This window comes from Rhizobium sp. N324 (assembly GCF_001664485.1).
Classification (GTDB): Bacteria; Pseudomonadota; Alphaproteobacteria; order Rhizobiales; family Rhizobiaceae; genus Rhizobium.
Genome location: NZ_CP013630.1, coordinates 4,132,826 through 4,151,675, shown reverse-complemented (window position 1 = coordinate 4,151,675; position 18,850 = coordinate 4,132,826). Strand labels below are relative to the sequence as shown.

At 62.6% G+C, this 18,850-nt stretch carries 16 protein-coding genes; 8 read left to right on the top strand and 8 right to left on the bottom strand.

Features of this window, described 5'->3' with window-relative positions:
* Positions 1-124: 124 nt before the first annotated feature.
* The 4 genes from AMK05_RS19970 (at position 125) to AMK05_RS19955 (ending at position 4,490) form a co-directional block, all read left to right on the top strand.
* The gene (locus tag AMK05_RS19970) at positions 125-1,384 is read left to right on the top strand and encodes an ABC transporter substrate-binding protein (RefSeq protein ID WP_064840823.1); all 1,260 of its coding nucleotides are present in this window, start codon (positions 125-127) and stop codon (positions 1,382-1,384) included.
* Positions 1,385-1,485: 101 nt separating this feature from the next.
* A complete protein-coding gene (locus AMK05_RS19965; protein ID WP_064838136.1) occupies positions 1,486-2,439 on the top strand; it encodes a carbohydrate ABC transporter permease in 954 nt (317 codons plus the stop codon).
* Complete coding sequence (locus AMK05_RS19960; RefSeq protein ID WP_064838137.1) at positions 2,436-3,371, top strand: carbohydrate ABC transporter permease; 936 nt, start codon at positions 2,436-2,438, stop codon at positions 3,369-3,371. The genes AMK05_RS19965 and AMK05_RS19960 overlap by 4 nt, the downstream gene beginning before the upstream one ends.
* 3 nt (positions 3,372-3,374) lie before the next feature.
* Positions 3,375-4,490 carry an ABC transporter ATP-binding protein gene (locus AMK05_RS19955; protein WP_064838138.1) on the top strand — a complete coding sequence of 372 codons (1,116 nt, stop codon included), beginning with the start codon at positions 3,375-3,377 and terminating at the stop codon, positions 4,488-4,490.
* A gap of 48 nt (positions 4,491-4,538) precedes the next feature.
* Here AMK05_RS19955 and AMK05_RS19950 read toward each other — a convergent pair whose 3' ends face one another.
* The 4 genes from AMK05_RS19950 to AMK05_RS19935 all read right to left on the bottom strand — a co-directional run bounded on the left by AMK05_RS19950 (position 4,539) and on the right by AMK05_RS19935 (position 10,282).
* Positions 4,539-6,785: a glycoside hydrolase family 2 protein gene (locus AMK05_RS19950; RefSeq protein ID WP_064840822.1), complete on the bottom strand. Its 2,247-nt coding sequence runs from the start codon at positions 6,783-6,785 to the stop codon at positions 4,539-4,541.
* A gap of 277 nt (positions 6,786-7,062) precedes the next feature.
* Complete coding sequence (locus AMK05_RS19945; RefSeq protein WP_064840821.1) at positions 7,063-7,974, bottom strand: SMP-30/gluconolactonase/LRE family protein; 912 nt, start codon at positions 7,972-7,974, stop codon at positions 7,063-7,065.
* A gap of 97 nt (positions 7,975-8,071) precedes the next feature.
* Positions 8,072-8,893 carry an SDR family oxidoreductase gene (locus AMK05_RS19940; RefSeq protein ID WP_064840820.1) on the bottom strand — a complete coding sequence of 274 codons (822 nt, stop codon included), beginning with the start codon at positions 8,891-8,893 and terminating at the stop codon, positions 8,072-8,074.
* Positions 8,894-9,094: 201 nt separating this feature from the next.
* Positions 9,095-10,282 (bottom strand): phytanoyl-CoA dioxygenase family protein, encoded by a 1,188-nt coding sequence (locus AMK05_RS19935; RefSeq protein WP_064840819.1) that lies wholly within the window; start codon positions 10,280-10,282, stop codon positions 9,095-9,097.
* 92 nt (positions 10,283-10,374) lie between these two features.
* Between AMK05_RS19935 and AMK05_RS19930 the strand changes: the two genes are divergently transcribed.
* Entirely contained in the window at positions 10,375-11,400 is a 1,026-nt protein-coding gene (locus tag AMK05_RS19930) for a LacI family DNA-binding transcriptional regulator (RefSeq protein ID WP_064840818.1), read from the top strand.
* 64 nt (positions 11,401-11,464) lie between these two features.
* Positions 11,465-12,682 (top strand): adenylate/guanylate cyclase domain-containing protein, encoded by a 1,218-nt coding sequence (locus tag AMK05_RS19925; protein ID WP_064840817.1) that lies wholly within the window; start codon positions 11,465-11,467, stop codon positions 12,680-12,682.
* Between the two features lie 18 nt (positions 12,683-12,700).
* Here the strand turns inward: AMK05_RS19925 and AMK05_RS19920 are convergent, their stop codons facing one another.
* From AMK05_RS19920 to AMK05_RS19905, 4 genes are all read right to left on the bottom strand, one after another.
* Entirely contained in the window at positions 12,701-13,480 is a 780-nt protein-coding gene (locus AMK05_RS19920) for an SDR family oxidoreductase (RefSeq protein ID WP_064840816.1), read from the bottom strand.
* Positions 13,481-13,556: 76 nt separating this feature from the next.
* Positions 13,557-13,958: a DoxX family protein gene (locus tag AMK05_RS19915; RefSeq protein WP_064840815.1), complete on the bottom strand. Its 402-nt coding sequence runs from the start codon at positions 13,956-13,958 to the stop codon at positions 13,557-13,559.
* Positions 13,959-14,110: 152 nt separating this feature from the next.
* Positions 14,111-15,259: a galactonate dehydratase gene (dgoD, locus tag AMK05_RS19910; RefSeq protein WP_064840814.1), complete on the bottom strand. Its 1,149-nt coding sequence runs from the start codon at positions 15,257-15,259 to the stop codon at positions 14,111-14,113.
* A 64-nt stretch (positions 15,260-15,323) separates the two neighbouring features.
* Positions 15,324-16,079, bottom strand: coding sequence for a FadR/GntR family transcriptional regulator (locus AMK05_RS19905; RefSeq protein WP_064840813.1), 756 nt, complete (start codon positions 16,077-16,079; stop codon positions 15,324-15,326).
* A 212-nt stretch (positions 16,080-16,291) separates the two neighbouring features.
* Here AMK05_RS19905 and AMK05_RS19900 point away from each other — a divergent pair, with 212 nt between their 5' ends.
* Positions 16,292-17,275, top strand: a complete 984-nt coding sequence (locus AMK05_RS19900) for an arabinose ABC transporter substrate-binding protein (RefSeq protein WP_064840812.1) — start codon at positions 16,292-16,294, stop codon at positions 17,273-17,275.
* 66 nt (positions 17,276-17,341) lie between these two features.
* Complete coding sequence (gene araG, locus AMK05_RS19895) at positions 17,342-18,847, top strand: L-arabinose ABC transporter ATP-binding protein AraG (protein ID WP_064840811.1); 1,506 nt, start codon at positions 17,342-17,344, stop codon at positions 18,845-18,847.
* Positions 18,848-18,850 lie beyond the last annotated feature (3 nt).

Below are 18,850 nucleotides of genomic sequence, written 5' to 3'. Positions count from 1 at the left end.
GGCTTATAACGTTTTAAATTAGCAACCGCGCGGAGGAGCGTGGCCGTATGTCGACCGCTGTAACGGCGGAAAACATCGGGCGGCAGGGAGGGCCCGCCGCCGATTTTCAAATGGGAGGAAATTCATGCGCAAGTTTTTGAGCTCGGCGGCGATTGCCGTCGTGATGATGGCTGGCCTCGGCGGCGCCCGCGCAGCCGACGTAAAAGAAGTGCAGATGCTGCACTGGTGGACGTCTGGCGGCGAGGCGGCTGCTTTGAACGTTTTGAAGGAGGATCTGTCGAAGGAAGGTTTTGCCTGGAAGGACGTTCCGGTTGCCGGCGGCGGCGGTGATGCGGCGATGACGGCGCTGAAGGCGATGGTGGCGGCCGGCACCTATCCGACGGCCTCGCAGATGCTCGGTTATACCGTGCTCGATTATGCCCAGGCCGGCGTCATGGGCGACCTGACCGAGACGGCCAAGAAGGAAGGCTGGGACAAGTCGGTGCCGGCGGCCCTGCAGAAGTTCTCCGTCTATGACGGCAAGTGGGTTGCAGCCCCCGTCAACGTGCACTCGGTCAACTGGCTGTGGATCAACAAGGCGGTGATGGACAAGATCGGCGGCACTGAGCCGAAGAGCTTCGACGACCTGATCGCCCTGCTCGACAAGGCGAAGGCGGCCGGTGTCATCCCCTTGGCGCTCGGTGGCCAGAACTGGCAGGAAGCGACGATGTTCGATTCCATCGTGCTGTCGACCGGCGGCCCGGAATTTTACAAGAAGGCCTTCAACGACCTCGACGAGGCGTCGCTGAAGTCGGACACGATGAAGACGTCCTTCGACAACCTGGCGAAGATCGTCAAATACGTCGATCCGAACTTCTCCGGCCGCGACTGGAATCTCGCGACCGCCATGGTCATCAAGGGTGATGCGCTGGTGCAGGTGATGGGCGACTGGGCGAAGGGCGAATTCGTCGCCGCCAAGAAGACCCCGGACAAGGACTTCCTGTGCTACCGCTTCCCCGGCACCGACGGCAGCGTCATCTACAACTCCGACATGTTCGGCATGTTCAACGTCCCCGACGACCGCAAGGCGGCGCAGGTGGCGCTGGCAACGGCAACGCTGTCGAAGAGCTTCCAGTCGGCCTTCAACGTCGTCAAGGGTTCGGTGCCGGCCCGTACCGACGTTCCCGACACCGACTTCGACGCCTGCGGCAAGAAGGGCATTGCCGACCTGAAGGCGGCCAACGAGGGCGGCACGCTGTTCGGTTCGCTCGCTCAAGGGTACGGCGCGCCGCCGGCGATCGCCAATGCCTATAAGGACGTCGTCTCGAAGTTCGTCCATGGCCAGATCAAGAGCTCCGACGAAGCCGTCACCCAGCTGGTCCAGGCGATCGACGACGCTCGCTGAGATCAGTCGATGCACATGGCTTCCCCGCGCCTGCCGCGGGGAAGCGTCAGGCTCCGCAGCGATAAATGCCGAGCGATCCTGCGGGAAGGGAGATGATATCCATGAGCACAGTTGCCACCACCGATCCGGTTCTGACACCCCGGCGAGCGACGCCGATCTCGCTCAGAGGCCGGCTGCAGGATGCGCTGCCGAAGATCGTGCTGGCGCCGAGCTTCGTTATCACCCTCATCTTCGTCTACGGCTTCATCGTCTGGACGGCCTATCTCTCCTTCACCAATTCCAAGACCTTTCCGTCTTATGCGCTGACGGGGCCACGCGCCTATCAGCGGCTGTGGCGCTGGACCTTCGAGAGCGATCCGCCGTCATCCTGGTATACCTCGATCACCAACATGGCGATCTTCGGCTTCCTCTATGTCGGCATCTGCCTGGCGCTCGGCCTTTTCCTGGCCATCCTGCTCGACCAGAAGATCCGCGGCGAGGGGTTGCTGCGGCCGATCTTCCTCTATCCGATGGCGCTCTCCTTCATCGTCACCGGGGTGGCCTGGAAGTGGTTCCTCGATCCCGGCCTCGGGCTGGAGCAGACGCTGCATCACTTCGGCTGGACGAGCTTCCACTTCGACTGGATCAAGAACAAGGACTTCGTCATCTATACCGTCGTCATCGCCGGTGTCTGGCAGGCGTCGGGCTTCGTCATGGCGATGTTCCTGGCGGGGCTTCGCGGCATCGACGGCGAGATCATGAAGGCGGCGCAGATCGACGGCGCCTCGCCCTTGCAGCTTTATCGCCGCATCGTCATTCCGCTGCTGCGGCCGATCTTCCTCTCCGCCTTCATCGTGCTCGCCCATATGGCGATCAAGTCCTACGACCTTGTGGTGGCGCTGACCTCGGGCGGGCCGGGCGGCTCGGCCTGGCTGCCGTCCAACTTCATGTATGAATACACCTTCAAGCGCAACGAGATGGCCGTCGGCTCGGCCAGCGCCATCATCATGCTGATGACGATCTCGGCGATCATCGTGCCCTATCTCTATTCCGAACTGAAGGAGAAGGCGCGATGAGCATCTCGGCTTCCTCTCCCTCCCATTCCAGCAACACCCGCTGGATCGGCCGGCTGGTCATCTACGGCCTGCTGGTGATCTTCGCCATCCTCTACCTGATGCCGCTCTTCGTCATGCTCGTGACCTCGTTCAAGACGATGGACGAGATCCAGGGCGGCAACATGCTGGCGCTGCCTGAGGCCCCGACCTTCGATCCCTGGATCAAGGCCTGGGGCGAGACCTGCGTCGGGCTGACCTGCGCCGGCATCAAGGGCTACTTCTGGAACTCGATCAAGATGGTGGTGCCGGCGGTGGCCATCTCCACCATCATGGGAGCGCTGAACGGCTATATCCTGACCAAATGGCGTTTCCCCGGCCATACGCTGGTGTTCGGGCTGATGCTGTTTGCCTGCTTCATCCCGTTCCAGTCGGTGCTCTTGCCGATGGCGACCATCCTCGGCTCGCTCGGCCGCTTCGGCGTCACCCTGCAGAACGCCACCGGCTGGAACTTCGGCTTCGGCAATTCCACGATCAACCTGGTCTTCGTCCATGTCGTCTATGGCTTGGGCTTCACCACGCTGTTCTTCCGCAATTTCTACGAGGCCTTTCCGACCGAGCTGGTCCGCGCCGCCCAGGTCGACGGCGCCAGCTTCTTCCAGATCTTCCGCCGCATCATGCTGCCGAACTCGCTGCCGATCATCGTCGTCACCGTCATCTACCAGTTCACCAACATCTGGAACGACTTCCTGTTTGCCTCGGCCTATGCCGGCACTGGCGACTCCATGCCGATGACGGTGGCGCTCAACAATGTCGTCAACACCTCGACCGGAGTGGTCGAATACAATGTCAACATGGCGGCGGCGATGATCGCGGCCGTTCCGACACTCATCGTCTATATCCTCGCCGGCCGCTACTTCGTGCGCGGTCTGATGGCGGGCGCAGTCAAAGGGTAAGTCATGGCCTTCCTGGAAATCTCCGGTCTCAGAAAACGCTTCGGCGCCGTCGACATTCTCAAGGGCATCGACCTCGAACTCGAAAAGGGCGGCTTCCTGGTGCTGGTCGGCCCGTCCGGCTGCGGCAAGTCGACCCTGCTCAACACCATTGCCGGGCTGGAGACGATCACCTCGGGCGACATCAGGATCGACGGGCGCGACATCAGCGGCCTGCATCCCTCCAAGCGCGACATCGCCATGGTATTCCAGTCCTATGCGCTCTATCCGAACATGACGGTGGCGGGCAATATCGCCTTCGGCATGGAGATCCGCGGCGTGCCGAAGGAGGAGCGGGCCAAGGCGATCAAGCAGGTCTCCGACATGCTGCAGATCGGCCATCTGCTCGACCGCAAGCCGTCGCAATTGTCCGGCGGCCAGCGCCAGCGCGTCGCCATGGGCCGGGCTTTGGTGCGCAATCCGCAGGTCTTCCTGTTCGACGAGCCGCTTTCCAATCTCGACGCCAAGCTGCGCGTCGACATGCGCACCGAGATCAAGCGGCTGCATCAGCGCATGGGCACCACCTTCGTCTATGTCACCCACGACCAGATCGAGGCGATGACGCTGGCGACCAAGATCGCCGTGCTGAAGGACGGGGTGCTGCAGCAGTTCGGCACGCCGGCCGAGATCTATAACAGCCCGGCCAATCTCTTCGTCGCCGACTTCATGGGATCGCCGGCGATGAACCTGCTCAACGCCACCGTCGAAAATGGCGCCTCCGGGCTTGCCGTCGCACTCGAACGGCCGAACGGCGCGCCGCTGAGATTGCCGGTGGTCGCCGGCGCCAACGGGTTGTCGGCCTATGCCGGCAAGCAGGTGATCTTCGGCATCCGCCCGGAGGCGCTAACCGACCCTGATGGTGCCGACCGCAAGGCGCGTTCGCTGACCGAGGACGACTGCCTGATCGAGGTCGTCGAACCGGCCGGCTCCGACACCTTCGCCGTCACCAAGCTCGGCGGCAAATCCGTCGTCGCCCGCCTGCGCGCCGATGCCGGCATCGCCCCGGGACAGACCACACGCCTCGCCTTCAATCTCGACAAGGCCGTGTTCTTCGATCCGCAGAGCCAGGTGCGGATCGCATGATGGCCATCGGAGCCGCGCGCCTGATAAGACGCGCGGTTCTGCACTAAATTAGGCGGCCGCCGTCACGCTGAGGGTCACCGGGGGGAAACGCGAGGAAACCGCTTCGACGGTGATTTCACCGACCAGCCCCGTCGCCTCCAGCCAGAAGCCGGCGGTGCCGCCCTGCAGCGGCACATTGGCCGGGCCGACGATCTTTGCTGGCCCATGCACCTTCAGCGAAATGCTGTCGTTCATGAAAGGCAGGCGCTGGCCGCACTGGTCGAGCGCGCGAATGATGACGCGGGTGCTGTCGCGTTCGCGGGCCTTCAGCGTCGAGCTGTCGGCGACGATTTCCAGCGTCGTCGGCAAGGGATCGGCGGCCAGCGTCAGGCTGGCCACCGGCTCGCCGCCGATATAACCGGTCAAGGTGCCGTCGATCCATTCGAGGCCCCAGGTGCCAAGCTCATCTGCAGTGAAGTGGCGATGATCGAGCACGACGGGCGGATGCGGCAGGTGCGGATAATTCTCGCGGTCCGGGCCAATGCGCTTGCTGAGCCCGCCATATTGCAGTTCGACCTCGTCGCAATTGGTCAGGATGATCAGCGGCAGCGCGCCGCCGATATTGCGCTCGCCGCGCGCCCAGAAGGTCGCCGGCTTCATGACGATCTCCTCGGACGGATCACACTGGCTGATATAGGCATAGGCGGCGAATTTCGGCTCGCGGAACATGTCCATGACGCCGTGATAGCAGATGCGGTCGCCGGAGCCGAAATCCTTGTGGGTGTTGTAATCGAACATGCACCAGCCGATGGCGCCCGAGATATCCGGATCGCCATAGGCGGCGTTCAGCACATCGAGGTGACGGCGCACATGCTCGGCCTGGCGCTGTTCCTGGTCATAGATCTTGGTCGGGTGCATATGGCCGTTGAACTCGGTGATGAGGTACGGCACCTTGGCGGAAAGCCCGGTATTTTCCTGCTGGCCGCGCAGCACGGTGCGCGGGCGGTTGGCGCCCGGTAGTTCCTCGTTGCCGAGGATGAAGTCGTTCATCGTGTAGACGTCTTCGAGCAGCTCGCTCTCGGTGATATAACGCACGCCGCCGGTCTGGCGGGTGCTGTCGAGCTCGCGGGCGAGGCGATTGGTCTCGGCGTAGAAATCGTGATTATCCTGGGATTCGTTGATGCGCACGCCCCAGATGATGATCGAGGGGTGGTTCCAGTCGCGCTCGATCATGCGGCGGACGTTTTCGATCGATTCCTTCTGCCAGTCTGCATCGCCGATATGCTGCCAGCCGGGGATCTCTTCGAAGACCAGCAGGCCGATCGCGTCGCAGCGGTTGAGGAACCATTTCGACTGCGGATAATGCGAGGTGCGGACGATATTGCACTTCAGCACGTTCTTCATAATGTCGGCGTCGCGCTCCTGGGCGGAGCGGCCGGCGGCATAACCGACATAGGGGAAGGCCTGGTGGCGATTGAGGCCGCGCAGCTTCAGCGGCCTGCCGTTCAACAGGAAACCTTCCGGCGTGAATTCGGCGGTGCGGAAGCCGAAACGGGTGGAGACACGGTCGGAGCCGTGCTCGGTCCGGAGTTCGATGGTGACTTCGTAGAGCGTGGGATCGGTGATGTCCCAAAGGGTGATGCCGGTGAGGCCGCCGAAGGAAAGCCGGGTGCGGTCGCCGATCGTTTCGGTCGCCGCGGTGGCGATCACTGCGCCGTCCGCCTGCTTCAGCGTGGCGGTGACGGTTGCCGAGAAGCTGCGGCCCTCGGGATTGGCGATATCGACGCGGATGGTCGCCGATTTTTCCGGGGCAAGCACGTCGGTGGTTTCGATCTTCAGATTGCGGATCGAGACGGGGTCGGTGACCTTCAGCCAGACGTCGCGGTAAATGCCGGCATAGGTCAGATAATCGATGCGGCCGCCGAAGGGCGGGATCTCGGGGTTTTCGCTGCCGTCGATCTTGACGGTCACGAGGTTCTCGCCCTTGACGAGCTTGCCGGTGAGGCGGGCTTCGAAGGGGGTGTAGCCATCCTTATGGGCGATGATTTCTTCGCCGTTCAGATAGACGACGCTGTCGGCCATGGCGGCGTCGAAAACGAGCGACACCTCGCGGCCTTCGAATTCCGGCAGCCAGCGCAGCACCTTCTGGTAGGTGAAGGCGCGCTGATAGCTTTTCTCGTCGAAATAGTTGAAGGGCAGTTCGACGGCGGTATGGGGCAGGCTGACGGACTTGGCGGCGTCGAAGCTTTCGAGCAGGCGCTGTCCGAAGCCCTCATGGAAACTCCAGCCTTCGTTGAAGGAAACGATGGAACGCATTTCAGCCCCTCCCGGTCATGGCATCAGGAGCGGTGCGGCGTCTTTCGGCGCGTGAAAATCGGGTCATCTTGTATTCCTCCTTGATGCAATAAGCTGCGAGTAGCTGGAACGCGTCACATTTCATTCGATTCATGCGACGCGCTTTAGCTTTTTTCAGGCTTGCCGTCATCCGCAACCGCTTCACCCTTTTCGGGCGAGATGCATTGGAGCGATGCCGTTCTCGTCGACGATGGGGATGTCGTCGGCTGTGGCTGTCGCGCACACGGTGCCGGGTTCCCTAGGGATATTGGACGCCGTTGGTCTTGGTATAGATCGAATAGACCGAACGCGTCGCGGTGATGAAAAGCCGGTTTTTCTTGGGGCCGCCGAAGGTCAGGTTGGAGACGGTCTGCGGTAGCTTGATCTTGCCGAGCAGCGTGCCGTCGGGTGAGAAGCAATGCACGCCGTCGCCGGCACTCGTCCAGAGATTGCCGCTGACGTCGAAGCGGAAACCGTCGGGGTGGCCTGCATCGAGGCTGCAGAAATAGCGGCTGTTTGTAAGCCTCCTGCCGTCGACGACGTCGAAAACTCTTATGTGGCAGGGCACCTCATGTTTTGCCGAGCCGGAATCGGCGATGTAAAGCTTCGTCTCGTCGGGCGAGAAGGCAAGGCCGTTCGGCTGGATGAAATCCTCGATGACGGCCTCGATCGCGCCGCTTGCAGGATCGATCCGGTAGACGTTACGGGTCGGCTGTTCGGGCTCGGCCTTGTGGCCTTCGTAATCCGACAGGACGCCGTAGGTCGGATCGGTGAACCAAATCCCACCGTCGGAATGCACGACGACGTCGTTCGGCGAGTTCAGCCTTTTGCCCTTGTAGCTGTCGGCGAGAATGGTGATGGTGCCGTCCGGTTCGGTGCGGGTGACGCGGCGGCCGCCATGTTCGCAGGAGACCAGCCGGCCCTGCCGGTCGCGGGTGTTGCCGTTGACGTAGTTGGAGGGCGAGCGGAAGATCGAAACTGTGCCATCCGGCGTCCAGCGCATCATGCGTTCGTTCGGGATATCGCTCCAGAGAAGACAGTTGAGGTCGGAAAACCAGACCGGGCCTTCCGTCCAGCGGCAGCCGGAATAAAGCTCTTCGAGAGCGGCGTTGCCGATGACCAGAGCATTGAAGCGTTCGTCGCGGATGTCATAAATTGGGTTCTCGGCCACGGCGGTTTCCTCCTCAAATGCTGTCGCCCTCTTCCTAACGACAAATGCGGGGAGGTGCCAGAGCCAGGCGGTGGGAAATGCCTGGCTCCGGTGTTCATCAGAGGGCGACGACAGGATGCGGCGAGCCGTCGTAAGCGCCCCAGATCGACTGGTCGAAGCAGATGACCGAGCCGGTCATCAGCCCGGATTCGGCCGACGACAGATAGGCGCAGGCGCGCGCTACCTCATGCGGATCGACGAGCCGGCCGAAGGGCTGGCTTGCGGCCGCCTTCTCCAACCAGTCGGCGGGTGCATTGTGAAATTCGCGCTGGATCCGATCCTCACCCTCGGAAGCCATCCAGCCGATATTCAGGCCGTTGACGCGGATACGGTTGCGCAATAGCGCATAGGCGGTGTTTTTCGTCAGCGTTTCCAGCGCCCCCTTGGAGGCGCAATAGGCGGCGATGAAGGGCTGGCCTGCCTTGGCCGACATCGAGCCGATATTGACGATCGTGCCCTCGGTCTTTTCGCGGCGCATGACCTTCACCGTCTCCTGCATCAGGAAGAACGGCGCGCGCACATTGACGGCGAACATGGCGTCGAAGAGTTCGGGGCTGGTGTCGAGGATGGTGCCGCGATCGGTGATGGCGGCGGCATTGACCAGCGCGTCGATCCGGCCGAAGGCCTCGTCACAGGCGTGGACGACATTCTGCGCATCCTCGACCTTGCCGAGATCGGCTCTGACGTAGACGACCTTCGCGCCGGTCGCGGCCGAAATCTCCGCCGCCTTCGCCTTGCCCTTGGCTTCGTTGCGGCCGCAGATGACGATGCCCTCCGCGCCGCGTTCGGCGAAGAGATGGGCGATGGCGGCGCCCAATCCTTGCGTGCCGCCGGTGACGATGGCGATCTTGCCGTCGAGACGGCCGTGGTCCGTGCTCATATGGTTCCTCCTGGTGATGATATGCGAAGGGCCTCCCGCGTGCGGGAAGGGATTATGGCAGTGCGGGTGGCCCCCTCATCCGCCCTACGGGCACCTTCTCCCCGTTGGGTAGAAGGGGGAATCGAGACGTTGCGGCAAGTCTCTTCTCCCCGGCGGGGAGAAGGTGCCGGCAGGCGGATGAGGGGGCTCCAGTCTCCAAGTTCAGCTCAATTTCTTCCGCGCCTGCTCGGCAAGCGCTGCCGTAAAGGCTTCGTCGCTCCAGCCTTCCTGCAGCGCCTCATGCATCAACTGTGCCTGCGTCTTCGGCGCCAGGCCGCCGAGCGGCGGGTCGCGGTCGAGATTGGTCGGGAAGGAATAACCTTCGGCGCAGGCGGCGACGGCGTTGGCGATTTCATCGGGCGAGAGCCTGCCGTGCAGGGCTTTCAAGGCGGGAAAGAGCCTGGCGCTCATTCTCTCGCGGTTGACGGTTTCCATTGCCCGGCCGAAGGCGGAGGAGACCTGCAGCAGGTTGGCGACGCGCTTGATGTCGGTCGAGCGGTTGGTGCCGGCGGCGTGGAAGAGGGCGGGATTGAAGAAGACGACGTCGCCTTTTTCGAGCGGCAGCTGGATATGGTTGGCCTCGAAATAATCCCGGAACTCCTGACGCTTGAGCGCGAGATAGCCGGGCACATAGGTCTGGCTGTGCGGCAGGAAGAGCGTCGGGCCGCTTTCGAGCGGCATGTCGCAATGGGCGACCGCGCCCTGCAGGGTCAGCACCGGCGAAAGGCGGTGCACATGCGCCGGAAACTGCTCGATGACCTGAGACGACTGGAAGCCGAGATGGTAGTCGCGATGGGCCGACTGCGCCGCCCCGCCCGGATTGACCCGGTTGACCTGCGCCGTCATCTGGTAACTCAGGCCGAGCCAGGCTTGGCTTGCCAGGGCTACAATGGCATTGCCGTAATATTCGGCAAAATTCGTTGGGTCGGCGAGGCAATGTTTCTCCAGCGAGTTCCAGATGCGGTCGTTGGCGCCGGGCTTGGCAAAGTGATCGCCGCCGCCGGTCGAGGTGCGATGCTGCTCCTCGATGATCGCATCGAAGATCGCGCTGGCGCGGTCGATGATACCGGTATCTTCATAGGCGTGTTTGAATACGACGACACCAGGGCCTTCACCGAAGGCCTCGCAGATTTCGGCCAGCACGGCGCGCCGATCTTCCGGCGTCGCGGTTGCTGCCGTCACCTTGCGGCTGTCATAGACCAGCACGTTCTTTTCGACTGCTGACGCGGTGGGATAATCGGCAAGCGCGGTGGTCTTTTCCGCCAGGCGTCGAAAATCATCGAGATCGCAGCTGTCTTCGCTCAGCCAGACACGGTCGGCGCGCAATTTTCTCGGATTGTCGGTCTTCATGATGCCTCCTCCTTTTTCGAATGAGGCACTATACGCCGTGATGAGAGGTGATATAGATCAGAAATCCATCAAAAAGCCATCAAACGGAATCCATGACCCATCTCTTCCTTGTCAAGGATATCGCCTTTCAGGCGGGCCTCAGCACCGCGACTGTCGACCGGGTGCTGAACGGCCGGCCGGGTGTGCGTCAACAGACGGAAATGCGGGTGAAGGCGGCGATCGCCGAGTTGGAAAAGCAGCAGGCCGGGGCGGTGGCGAGCGGGCGAACGCTGGCGATCGATATCGTCATGGAGACGCCGCAGCGTTTCAGCGATGCGGTGCGTGCCGCCTTCGAGGCGGAAATGGCGGCTTTTCTGCCCGGCGTCTTTCGCTGCCGGTTCCATTTCGCTGAGGTGATGAAGCCGGCCGAGATGGTGCAGCTTCTCGACCGCATCCGGCTGCGCGGCAGTGATGGCATCGTGCTCAAGGCGCCAGATGTCGTTGAGGTGGCGGCCGCCGTCGCGCGGGCGGATTCGGCCGGCATTCCTGTGGTGACGCTGGTGACCGACCTACCGAATTCGGCGCGCATCGCCTATGCCGGCGCCGACAACCGGGCGGCGGGGGAGACCGCCGCCTATCTGATCGGCGAAGTGCTCGGCAGCCGCGGCGGCAAGGTGCTCGTGACGCTGTCGAGTGGGCGGTTTCGCGGCGAGGAGGAGCGCGAGATCGGCTTTCGCCGCATCATCCGCGCACACTATTCCGACATCGGCATCACCGAAATCAGCGAGGGCCACGGCAGCGATGCGGCGACGGGAACGCTTGCGGCGGCAGCCTTGGTGGCCGATCCCGCCATCAACGCCGTCTATTCGATCGGCGGCGGCAATCGGGCGGTGCTGGCGGCCTTCGATGCGGCCAGCCGGCCGGTCCGCGTCTTCGTCGCGCATGATCTCGACGCCGACAATCGGGCCTTGCTTGCCGCGCGCCGGATCGGCTTCGTGCTGCATCATGATCTCAGAACCGATGCGCGTTCGGCTTTCAGGGCGATCGCGGGTCGGGCGACGTCAGCGGGACGGGCGGTTCCGGCCTCGCTTTCTTCAGTCGAAATCGTCACGCCCTACAACATGCCCGCCGCCGATTGAGGCAATTGGCTTTCTTCGATGGCGAATTCGGACTACAGCTTGGGCGAGAGTGAAGGTGAGCGGCATGGATTATAGCGACGTCAGCACGATTGCAGCCTGGATCACGGAGCAGGGACTGAAGGGCGCTTCCGAAGTCGAACTCATGACCGGCTTTTGCGCAGCCTGCCGGAATGCCGGCCTGCCGCTCGACCGCGGCCTGGCGCTGATGGATACGCTGCACCCGGTGCATGAAGGCCGCGCCTTCCGCTGGGACAGCGTGGAGGAGGTCGAGACCGAATTCGAATATGGCCCGACGAGCTCGGGCGAGGCGGCGTCGAACTGGCAACGTTCGGCCTTCTATCATCTTTGGTCCAGCAATGAACGGGAGATCCGCCGGCGCATCGGCTTCGGCGATCCGATTGATTTCACCATGCTCGATACGATCGCTGAAGCCGGCCACACGGATTTCGTGGCGCTGATGCATCGTTTCACGGAGGCCGGCACGATCGGCGAAATGGATTGCTTCTTTTCGCATTTCGCAACCAGACACCCGCAAGGCTTTTCCGATCACGACCTCGCCATCCTGCGCAAGCTGGTGCCGGTGCTGGGGCTGGCGATCAAGTGCGTCGCGCTCGGACGCATCGCCCGCACCATTGCCGAGGTCTATCTCGGCGAGGATGCGGCGCGCCAGGTGATGGAAGGCAAGATCAGCCGCGGCAAATCGGAACGGATTTCGGCGGCGCTGTGGTTTTCCGATCTGTTGAACTACACCAAGATTTCCGATCGCGTGCCGCCGGAGGAAATCATCCCGCTGCTCAACGATTACAGCGAGGTGGCGATCTCGGCGATCCACGAGGCGGGCGGCAACGTGCTGAAGCTGATCGGCGACGGCGTGCTTGCCATCTTCAAAGGCGAGGTGCCGGCCGAGACCTGCCGCGCGGCGCTACGCGCCGAAGCGCTGCTGCGGGAAAAGCTTGGCAAGCTCAACGCTGCGCGCGCCGCCGATGGCCGGCCAACGACGGATGTCTATATCGGCCTGCATATCGGCGACGTCTTCTACGGCAATATCGGCAGTCAGGACCGGCTGGATTTCACGGTTATCGGCCCTGCCGTCAACGAGGTCAGCCGCATCGCCTCGATGTGCCGTTCAGTCGATCTCAACCTGCTGATCTCCTCCGATTTCGTCGCTGCGATACCGGAGGAGCAGCGCGCGGCAATCGCCTGCGTCGGGCGCTATGCATTGCGCGGCGTGCAGCGCGCGCAGGAACTCTATACGCTCGACGGTGCACGCCTCAACACCTGATCGTCGCAGGATCGGGCGCTATCGCAGCAGCCCCTGGCCGCCGTCGATCCAGATCGGCGTCCCGGTGATGTGCCGGGCGCGGTCGGAGGCGAGGAAGAGAATGGTTTCGGCGACGTCCTCGCTCTTGCCCGCTTTACCGCCGGCGATCGGGATATCCCCTTGCGGCCAGATGACCGGCACCTCCGTCTCCTCGCGGTGGCGGCTGTCCGTGTTGGCGCCGATATTGGTCTCGATCTCGCCGGGGCAGACGGCATTGACGCGGATGCCGTGACGGCCGAGTTCGAGGGCGAGCTGCTGGACCATGGCGACCTGGCCGGCCTTGGTTGCGGTATAGGCGGTGGCGCCCGGCGTGGTGAAGGTGCGGGTGCCGTTGATCGAGGAGACGACGACGATCGACCCGCCGCGGCGCTTCAGATACGGGACTGTCAGATGCAGGGTCAGATAGGTGCCGCGCAAATTGACGGCGATGGTCTTGTCCCATTCATCCGGCCTCAGATCGTCGATCGGCGCCCAGACGCCGTTGATGCCGGCATTGGCGACAACGATGTCGAGGTCGCCGAAGGCGGTGGTCAATTGCTCCATGGCGGCGCGCATTTGCGCTTCGTCGCTGGTATCGGCCGCCAGTGCGATCGATCCGCCGCCGGCGGCCTTGATCTCGGCGCAAGTCTTTTCGACCTCGCTGGCAGTGCGGCTCAAGACGGCGACCCTTGCTCCCTCGGCGGCGAGCCTCAAGGCGGCCGCCTTGCCGATGCCGGATCCGGCGCCCGTCACCAATGCGATCTTCCCCTTCAGCTCCATACGCAGGCTCTCCCTTGCCGTTTGCCGCTAAGCCAATGTTCTGCATGGCTGTTGGTTCCGGAGGGAGGGCGGGTCGTCAAAGCTTTCCAAGGAAGCTGTGCCGCAATGCCCACTTCTCCGGTCCATGGACGGCGGCAAAGAGCAGTCCGGCGAGGAAGGTGAAGTGATCGACGAAGAAGCCGAACTCAGCCTGATTCTGCTGCCAATGGGACGGTCCATGGAAGGCGAAGGCAAGGAAGACCACGTAGATGCCCGCCAGCAGACTGGCCTCGGTGAAGAAGGCGCCGGAGATAAAGGCGAGCGCCAGCGCGATCTCGAAAAAGGCTGCGACCCAGGCGAGGAATGTCGCCATCGGAAAGCCGGCAGCGGTGATGTAACCGGCCGTGGCGCCGATATCGGCGAACTTGAAGCCGGCGGCCATGAAGAAGATGAAGCTGAAAATGATGCGGGCGACGATGATTGCGATTGCTCTGGCCATGCTGAATCTCCTCTTTGAGTTTCCACTATGACGGACGAAATGCCTGATATCCGACATCAGGAACAAAAAAGGGCCGCTTGCGCGACCCCTATCACTGTGAACTGCGTATCATCCTTTCCGAAAATCGGGTCCGATTTTCGGGGCGTGCGCTTTTACCACTCGGCAAAGCTGCCGTCGGCATGACGCCAGATCGGGTTGCGCCAGCGGTGGCCCTCCTTGGCGCGCTCGATGACATAGGCCTCGTCGACCTCGATGCCGAGACCGGGCCCCTGCGGGATCGAGACGAAACCATCGGCATAGTGGAACACCTCCTTGTTGGAGATGTAGTCGAGGATGTCGTTGCCGGTGTTGTAGTGGATGCCGAGGCTCTGTTCCTGGATGAAGGCATTGTAGCTGACGGCATCGACCTGCAGGCAGGCGGCGAGCGCGATCGGGCCGAGCGGGCAATGCGGCGCCAGCGCCACGTCGTAGGCTTCGGCCATCGCCGCGATCTTGCGGCATTCGGTGATGCCGCCGGCATGCGAAAGATCGGGCTGGATGATATCGACATAGCCGTCAGCAAGCACCTGCTTGAAGTCCCAGCGCGAATAGAGCCGCTCGCCGAGTGCGATCGGCGTCGAGGTATGGTTGACGATATCGCGCAGCGCTTCCTTGTTTTCCGAAAGCACCGGCTCCTCGATGAACATCAGCTTGTAGGGCTCGAGTTCCTTGGCGAGCACCTTGGCCATCGGCTTGTGCACGCGGCCGTGGAAATCGACGCCGATGCCGATATGCGGTCCGATCGCCTCGCGGATGGCGGCGATGGTTTCGACTGCCTTCTCCACCTTCTCATTGGTGTCGACGATCTGCATCTCCTCGCAGCCGTTGAGCTTGATCGCCTGGAAGCCGCGGGCGACCACCTCCCTGGCATTGTTGGCGACATCGGCAGGACGGTCGCCGCCGATCCAGGAATAGACCTTGATGCGGTCGCGCAGCTGGCCGCCGAGCAGGGAATGGATCGGCTGGCCGAGGGCCTTGCCCTTGATGTCCCACAGCGCCTGGTCGATGCCGGAGATCGCGCTCATATGGGCAGCACCACCGCGATAGAAGCCGCCGCGATACATCACCGTCCAATGGTCCTCGATCAGGAAGGGGTCCTTGCCGATCAGATAATCTTCCAGTTCGTGGACGGCGGCCTTGACGGTCAGCGCGCGGCCTTCGACGACCGGTTCGCCCCAGCCCACAATGCCCTCGTCGGTCTCGATCTTCAAAAACAGCCAGCGCGGCGGAACGATATAGGTGGTGAGTTTGGTGATCTTCATCGCGTTCTTCAGTCTCTTCTCGGGTTTTTGACCGACGGCCGAGCCGCGGATTGCTGGTGATCGATCATTTCGTTCTGCCGATCGCCTTTTCGGCGGCGGCGAGATCGCGCACCGCAAGATCGAGCATGCGGTTGGCGCAGTCGCGGGCGCCAGCCTTGTCGCGCATGCGCAGGGCCTCGACCAGTTGGCCGTGGACGAGCACCGCATCCTCACGATTCTCGACGCCGATGTTGGAGGCGTGCAGCGCATATTTCAGCGCCGCGTGAATGGCGCTCGACAGGCGGCGGAAGACCTGGTTGTGGCTGGCGGTGAGCAGCACCGTATGGAACATGACATCGGCGTCGGTGAAGCCTTCCGGGTCGCCGGCACTGTCGCGCATCTGCCGCCAGGCCTTGTCGAGATCGGCGATCTCCTGGGCGCTGGCGCGCTCGGCGGCATATTCGGCCGCTGCCGGCTCGATGGTGCGGCGGGCTTCGAGAATGCAGCCGAGCAGGTCGAAGTCCTTGATATAAGGACCTATCCAATCGAGCACGTCTGCATCCAGAATATTCCAATCGTCTCTGTCGCAGACGGTGGTTCCGATGCGCGGCTTGCCGCGGACGAGCCCCTTGGATTCCAGCACTTTCAACGATTCGCGGATGACGGTGCGGCTGACGCCGTAGAGTTCGCAGAGATCGTTTTCGCGGGGCAGCGGCGAGCCCGAGGGATAACGCTCCGCGCAGATATCCTGAGCGATCGCCGCTGTCACGTTGCGGCGTACACGCGGGCGGCGCTCGATACCGGGGCTTTCGGCCCCGCCCTGTCGCTCGTTTGTTTCCAACTCACCTCTCCGCTCTATCCCTGGCGCCAGGCAATCGAACCTCATTATCCGAATTCGATCCGCTTTGCGACGCTTCCTCCAGCCCGCTTCTCCTTTATCGTATTATTGCAATCATCATACATTGGCAATTGACTGGTATGATGATTTATCTTAATTCAAAGACGCTGCCCGGGAGGCGGCTGCATGATTTTTTGGGATTTTGGGAGAGAGACATGCGCTTGTTCAAAGCAGCCATCATGGCTGGCACCTTCGCCATCCTGACAGCGGGCTCGGCATTTTCCGCAGACGTCAAGATCGGGTTCATCGTCAAGCAGCCTGAAGAGCCGTGGTTCCAGGACGAATGGAAATTCGCCGACCAGGCCGCTAAGGAAAAAGGCTTTACGGTCGTCAAGATCGGCGCCGAAGACGGCGAGAAGGTCCAGTCGGCCATCGACAATCTCGGCGCTCAAGGTGCACAGGGCTTCATCATCTGCACGCCCGACGTCAAGCTCGGTCCCGGCATCGTCGCCAAGGCCGAAGCCAACCAGCTGAAGCTGATGACGGTCGACGACCGTCTGGTCAGCGCCGACGGCAAACCACTGGAAGAGGTGCCGCATATGGGCATCTCGGCCACCAAGATCGGCGAGACTGTCGGCCAGGCGATCGTCGACGAGATCAAGAAGCGCGGCTGGGACATGAAGAATGTCGGCGCGATCCGGGTCTCCTACGATCAGCTGCCCACCGCCGTCGACCGCGTCGAGGGCGCCATCGCGGTGCTGAAGTCCGCCGGCTTCCCGGCCGAAAACATCTATGACGCGCCGCAGGCAAAGACCGATACGGAAGCGGCTCTCAATGCCGCAACCACCGTTCTCAACAAACATGCCGACGTCAAATACTGGGTTGCCTTCGGCCTCAACGACGAAGCCGTTCTCGGCGCTGTCCGCGCTTCGGAATCGGTCGGCATTCCGGCGGCCAATGTCATCGGTGTCGGCATCGGCGGCGCGGAATCGGCGATCAACGAGTTCAAGAAGCCGGCGGCGACCGGCTTCTTCGGCACGGTCATCATCTCGCCGAAGCGCCACGGCTACGAGACGGCGATGAACATGTACGACTGGATCGCCAACGACAAGGCGCCGGAAAAGCTGACGCTGACCTCCGGTTCGCTGGCGCTGCGCGGCGACTACGACAAGGTCCGTAAGGATCTCGGCATCGAGTGATCGTCCGTTCGGGATGATCTTATACCCGGCAGCTTGCAGCTGCCGGGTTCTCTCGGCGGAGCGGCGATGGCTTTCCTCGAATTCAACCATATCTCCAAGGGTTATCCCGGCGTGCAGGCGCTGGCGGATGTTTCCTTCTCCGTCGAGAAGGGCGCGGTGCATGGCCTGATGGGCGAGAACGGCGCCGGCAAATCGACGCTGATCCGCGTTCTCTCCGGCGATCAGGCCGCTGATGACGGCCGCATCCTGATCGACGGCGAGGAGCAAAAATATGGCTCCGTGCGTGACGCCTTTCATGCCGGGATCGTCGTCATCCATCAGGAACTGCAGCTCGTTCCGGAGTTGACGGTCGCCGAGAATCTCTGGCTGGGCCGCTTTCCAGCCAAGGGCGGCGTCATCCATTTAAAGACGCTGATAGAGACGGTGCGGACGAAGCTCGAGGAAATCGGCATCGATGTCGATCCGTCGGCCAAGGTCGCGTCGCTGTCGATCGGCGCGCGGCAGATGATCGAGATCGCCAAAGCCGTCATGCTCGACGCGCGGGTGATCGCGCTCGACGAGCCGACCTCCTCGCTCTCCTCGCGCGAGAGCGAAATCCTGTTTTCCCTCATCGACAGACTGAGGGCGAATGGCACGGTCATTCTCTACGTCTCGCATCGCCTCGACGAGATTTTTCGGCTTTGCGACAGCATGACGGTGCTGCGCGACGGCAAGCTTGCCGCCCACCATCCCGATATTGCCGAGACGACGCGGGAGCAGATCATCTCGGAAATGGTCGGGCGCGAGATCAGCAATGTCTGGGGGTGGCGTGAACGTCCGCTCGGCGGCATCAGGCTGGAGGTCAAGGGCCTGTCGGGACCGAAGCTGCGCAACCCGATCGGTTTTTCCGTCCGCCGGGGCGAGATTGTCGGCTTCTTCGGGCTGATCGGCGCCGGCCGCAGCGAGATGGCGCGGCTGCTCTACGGCGCCGATGCCAGGCATCAGGGCCAGGTCGCCATCGACGGCGTAGCCGTCCCGCCGAACAATCCGAAAGCGGCGATCAATGCCGGCATGGTGCTCTGCCCCGAGGACCGCAAATTCGACGGCATCGTCCAGGGTCGATCGATCGAAGAGAATATCGCGATTTCGTCGCGCCGGCATTTCTCGCCCTTCGGCATTCTGAGCCCGAAAAGGGAGGCGGCACTTGCCGAGCGGTTCATTGCCCGGCTTCGGGTGCGAACCCCGTCGCGCAAGCAGGACATCATCAATCTCTCCGGCGGCAACCAGCAGAAGGTCATTCTCGGCCGCTGGCTTTCCGAGCAGGGCATCAAGGTGCTGGTCATCGACGAGCCGACGCGCGGCATCGATGTCGGGGCGAAATCGGAAATCTACGAGATCCTCTATGAGCTGGCGGCGGGCGGCATGGCGATCGTGGTGATATCAAGCGAATTGCCCGAAGTGATGGGCATCTGCGATCGCATCATGGTGATGTGCCAGGGCAGGGTGGCGGCCAATGTCGCCCGCCAGGATTTCGACGAGCGCGCGATCCTGACGGCGGCACTGCCCGACAAGAATGCCGCCGGCACCATTTAAGAT